General features: G+C 55.5%; 4 protein-coding genes. All 4 read right to left on the reverse strand.

The features are described 5' to 3' along the window. Positions 1-306: 306 nt before the first annotated feature. Positions 307-711 (reverse strand): thioredoxin family protein, encoded by a 405-nt coding sequence (locus tag F1735_RS32650; protein WP_167241055.1) that lies wholly within the window; start codon positions 709-711, stop codon positions 307-309. Continuing rightward, complete coding sequence (locus F1735_RS32655) at positions 708-2,057, reverse strand: HEAT repeat domain-containing protein (RefSeq protein ID WP_167241057.1); 1,350 nt, start codon at positions 2,055-2,057, stop codon at positions 708-710. Before F1735_RS32655 ends, F1735_RS32650 begins: the two co-directional genes overlap by 4 nt. A 230-nt stretch (positions 2,058-2,287) precedes the next feature. Then, positions 2,288-3,271, reverse strand: coding sequence for a WD40/YVTN/BNR-like repeat-containing protein (locus F1735_RS37070; RefSeq protein ID WP_167241059.1), 984 nt, complete (start codon positions 3,269-3,271; stop codon positions 2,288-2,290). 9 nt (positions 3,272-3,280) lie between these two features. Continuing rightward, a partial coding sequence (locus F1735_RS32665; RefSeq protein ID WP_222853151.1) for an HNH/endonuclease VII fold toxin-2 domain-containing protein occupies positions 3,281-4,167 on the reverse strand: 887 nt, incomplete at its 5' end.

Consider the following 4,167-nt stretch of genomic DNA (forward strand, 5'->3'; position numbering starts at 1 on the left):
CGCCTGCGCCAGCAGGAACTTGATGTGCCGGTTGTGTTCGTCTGCGGTACGCTCGCGCTCGCGCACCGTGGTGGTGGTGCCGTTGCGATTGACGGACGAGACTTTGCCCGCGCCTTGCGGCCTGTCGCTGTACTCAACGGTGCCGTTGGACGCTGTGTTTTGTGATTCGCATCCTACGCTGTTGGGTGCGAATCACCATGCTAGCCAATCTATTTCACCCCCCAATCCTGATGGAGGAGGCGCGAACGAATGCCTGGATCGGAAAGGCATTTGTCTCCAGCATTACTCACGCCTTGAGAAATACAGTTACGTTGCCCAGTCAACAGCCATCAGACGGGCGCGGATATCCGGCAGTTCGGCTTGTTCGATGCGCGGTGCCTGCGCCAGCAGGTCGGTCAGCGCCGATACGGTGATGCGGCCGGGAACGAGAGCGTGGGTCAGTTGAGCACCTCTGTAGCTGACCAGCAGCGGCAGACTGTCGGGAATGAAGTCGTCCAGGAACTCGGCGTGATCTTCGAGATCGAGCCAGAGCCAGGTATCGTTTCTTCCGTCGTGTTCGGCTGCCAGTGATTCGAAGACGGGCTTGAGCGTGCGGCAGGTTTCGCACCAGCCGGTCGCGCCGATGATCAATGTCAGGCGTGCGGATGGCGCGTTCAGCCGCATTGCGATGGCGGCGGCATCGGTCCATGGGTCGAGCAGGGCAGTACTCATGCGGCCGCCCGTGGGGAAAACATGTCGTGCAGCGTGTTCATGGCGATTCTCTGTTCTGTGGTGGATGCCCGCACGTTGATACGGACGGTCGACTGCGCGTGGTTGAGCATCTGCGCGGCCATGGCGCGAATGGCTTGTGGTGCGTTTTCGAGCAGGTCGAGGGCGGCTTTGGCATCGATCTCGCGGCCGAGCAGCACACGTTTGCCGCGACCGACGAGGTGAGGGCTGGCGGCGGTTGCGGCCTTCACCGCAGCCTGGTCCGCTTGAGGATGTCCGCTATCGGCGTCGAGCCGGGTTTCGGTAATCAATTGATCGGGGTCCAGGCTTGCGGGATCGGGCTCCGGCAAGGCCAAGCCGTTGGCGGTGAGGTCGACTCCGGTCAGCGTTTGCCATACCCAGCCGGCGTAGCGACCCACGTCCTCATCGGCTAGCTGATCGATGACGAAGGGCAGGTGAGCCAGGTCGCCATGCCATAGCGCGAAGGTGAGGGCGATGCGGGGTGGGAGCTGTGCCAGCATGTCGCGGGCTTCAGGCGCACCAATAGGCATGAGACATGCAAGCTCGCGTGCCCAGCGTTGAAGGCGGCGGCTGGCTTGGGCACGTGTGGCGCCGGTTGCGCCGCGATAGACGATGGCTTGCGTGATGACGCTCTGAAGCAGAACCGGACGCCCACCTTCCGCGTCGCCAAGCTTGCCCAAGGCGATGGCTGCCTCGGCGCGGACCTGCAGGTCCGGGTCGTTTAGCGCCTCCCGAAGCAAAGGTATGACGCTTCCGGTCTTGCCTGTGACGGCGCAAGCGCGACAAGCAGCTGCGCGGACATGCGAGTTTTGGGAATGTAAGTGGGGCGGTAATGGATTATCCAATTGCGCGGCCGCAATGTCGCCTCGGATCGCTGCGGCTCGCATGACGACTACTTGGACAGTGGGATTATGCTCGCTTGCAGCCCAACGCCGAGCAATAGCAACGAAATGCTGAAGGGAACAAGCAGCGAGTGCGGAAACTGCTCCGCGTACTAGCTGGTCTGGATGACGGCTGACCAGTTTGGCAACTTCGTCGACCATGTCCTCATTGTGGGATTGCAGTGCGAGCCAAGTGCAGGTGAACGCCTCCCCGGGTTTTTGCCACCGTTCCAACGCGGCGAACGAAATTTTACACGCAGTTGTTCCGGCAACTTTTAATCCGCCCAAATGCGCCTCAAGGAGTTGGCAGAAATGCTGGAGACGCTCGAATCGGATATCAGACGACCGTATTATCCAGTCCAATTGGGACCAATAAAAAGACGCATCTTCAGCATGTCGCGAAACTAGCGCTTCGATGACCGGAAATTCAAAGGGAATGGCGGACATAATGTACTTTTGTGAGTGTATGTTATTGTATGGTCAGGCTGCTTGCCTTGGCATGCCCGCATATGGTGATCCGCATATTCTGAAAAATCTATGTCAGAGAAGAATCTCTCATTTTTTCACTGTACAGCGCGCCACCGTTGGCGCGCGATCATACGGCAAATGAGGAAAAATTGGGAATTCACCGGAGTCATAGTATCTCCGGTGGCGGTCATCGCAATTTCGTAACAGTATTATTTGAATGCATTATAGTCAATTATTCGTATCCACGCTTTTCCATCGTGCATCGCAGCACCATAAGGACCAGCCAGAAGCATGACACCGTCGCTGACAGATAGATGGCCGGAACAGACACTGATTTCCGGCGGAACGTCGGCAGCTTTTAGCTTGTCATTCCTCACTGTCCACAGCCCAGTATCGTTGGTGCACCAGAGCGCTCCGTCATGCCAAACCATATCTCTAAACGGCAGCGAAAGTTCACTCCGGGCTATCATCACCCACTTGTTATCGCGCCCCTTAAATACATTGCCAGATTCCGCTCCGATATATACTGCCCCGTCAGGCGCACAACAAACTGTTCTCAGGTCCATATTGCTCGGAAACGGAATTTGTTTCCACTTTTGTCCATCAAAGTGCCAAATATCCCCTTTCCCACCCACCGCGTAAATGTCTTTTGACGAGAACCCGTCAATATCTTCAAATCCGTGCGGATCCAAAAAGTGTCTATTTTCCGGCAGGCTGGTATGGTAGTGCCAATCGTTTTTTCCAATCCGGTCAATCACCGTTCGCCCAGGACCGCACCCATACAGCCGACCATCGATCGAGCGCAGACGTAAAATGGGGCCGCGGAGCAGATACTCGTCAGACGGAGTGTTTGCATCTCTAAGTGCTTGAGAGTCGTAGCCTTTAAGGTCCTCTTCGAAGCCTCTTTCTCCAGAACCGACAGCGTAGACATGGCAATTGAAAGTCACACCAACGAATTGTTCTTTAGGTATATATGAAACTCCGGCTGTCATCCGGTGCATACCCTTGAGTGTGGATCCGGACCATGCGGGTAGGCCCGGCCTTTCAGCGCAGATCACGACGCACGTACGGGGTGGACCTTGGTCATCTTCCTGTTCCAGCACAAAATACACCATATCTCGTGCGCGAACGACGCAATCGGTAATGAAGTAACCGGTGAAATGTTTTTCAAAAGATTGTTTGTCAAGTTTCATGCGAATTCCTTATGCGGATGTAGCGTCTCCGACCTCTTCTGGGGCGTCGATCGTGGCATCTGAACCCATGCCGCCACGCGGCTTGAGATTATCTTTGCAAATTTTGTCATAATATTCTTTTAGCTGGGCTTTTAGGCAAGCTTTGTTGCAGATTGGTTTGAACGTTGCCTGGTGAGAGTCGATCGCTGCATCGATAGCCTCATCAGTAGTAATGGTATCGCTTTTTGTTTGATTTCGATGAGCTGCCATCGATGTATCGATTCGCTTGTGGATTTCCCCATGACTTGCAATACGATTGTTCGCACCTTCGACACACACGACTGGGGCGGCATTATGCACTTTGTCAGTATATCCTGTACAGTTTGTAGGATCGTCTTTGGATTTCGTTTTTGGGTTGCCATTTTTATATTTCTCCCCCGTCGGCACCTGAATCTTCCGCCTGAACATTTCGGATGGTAACAGATGGTGACCCGTCTGCCCGGGACAACACCCGTTCCCGGAACGAGCAGCCGTCTTGGGTGCCGTTTGACTCATTGCTACCAACTGACAGCGTTTTGCTTGGAGGCACCGGTTAAACTTACTTTGTAAGGTCATTGAGTCGGCCAATGCCTTGTCCGGATGAGCGGCATAGTCGGCGATCATCTTCTTGACTTTATCGCCCATGTTCGCAGCATCAACCACGCTTGCCAAAGCTGCGGCGCCTTCAGCGCCAGCTAATGCAGCAAGCTCGGCAGCAGTGCTCATAGCATCTGCTATCGTCCAGGCGAGCAGGCCCAATGCCGTTTTGAGTGGAAGTTGACTTCGGCTACCATATCGGCTACCGCTGTGAATGTCTGCGCCTTGCGGCGCTTGTCGATGTCCGGTCCGGAGCAGGGTCAAGGGCGGGCGGCGCGAAG

It is taken from the genome of Massilia genomosp. 1 (genome assembly GCF_011682185.1).
GTDB lineage: Bacteria > Pseudomonadota > Gammaproteobacteria > Burkholderiales > Burkholderiaceae_D > Telluria_A > Telluria_A rubra.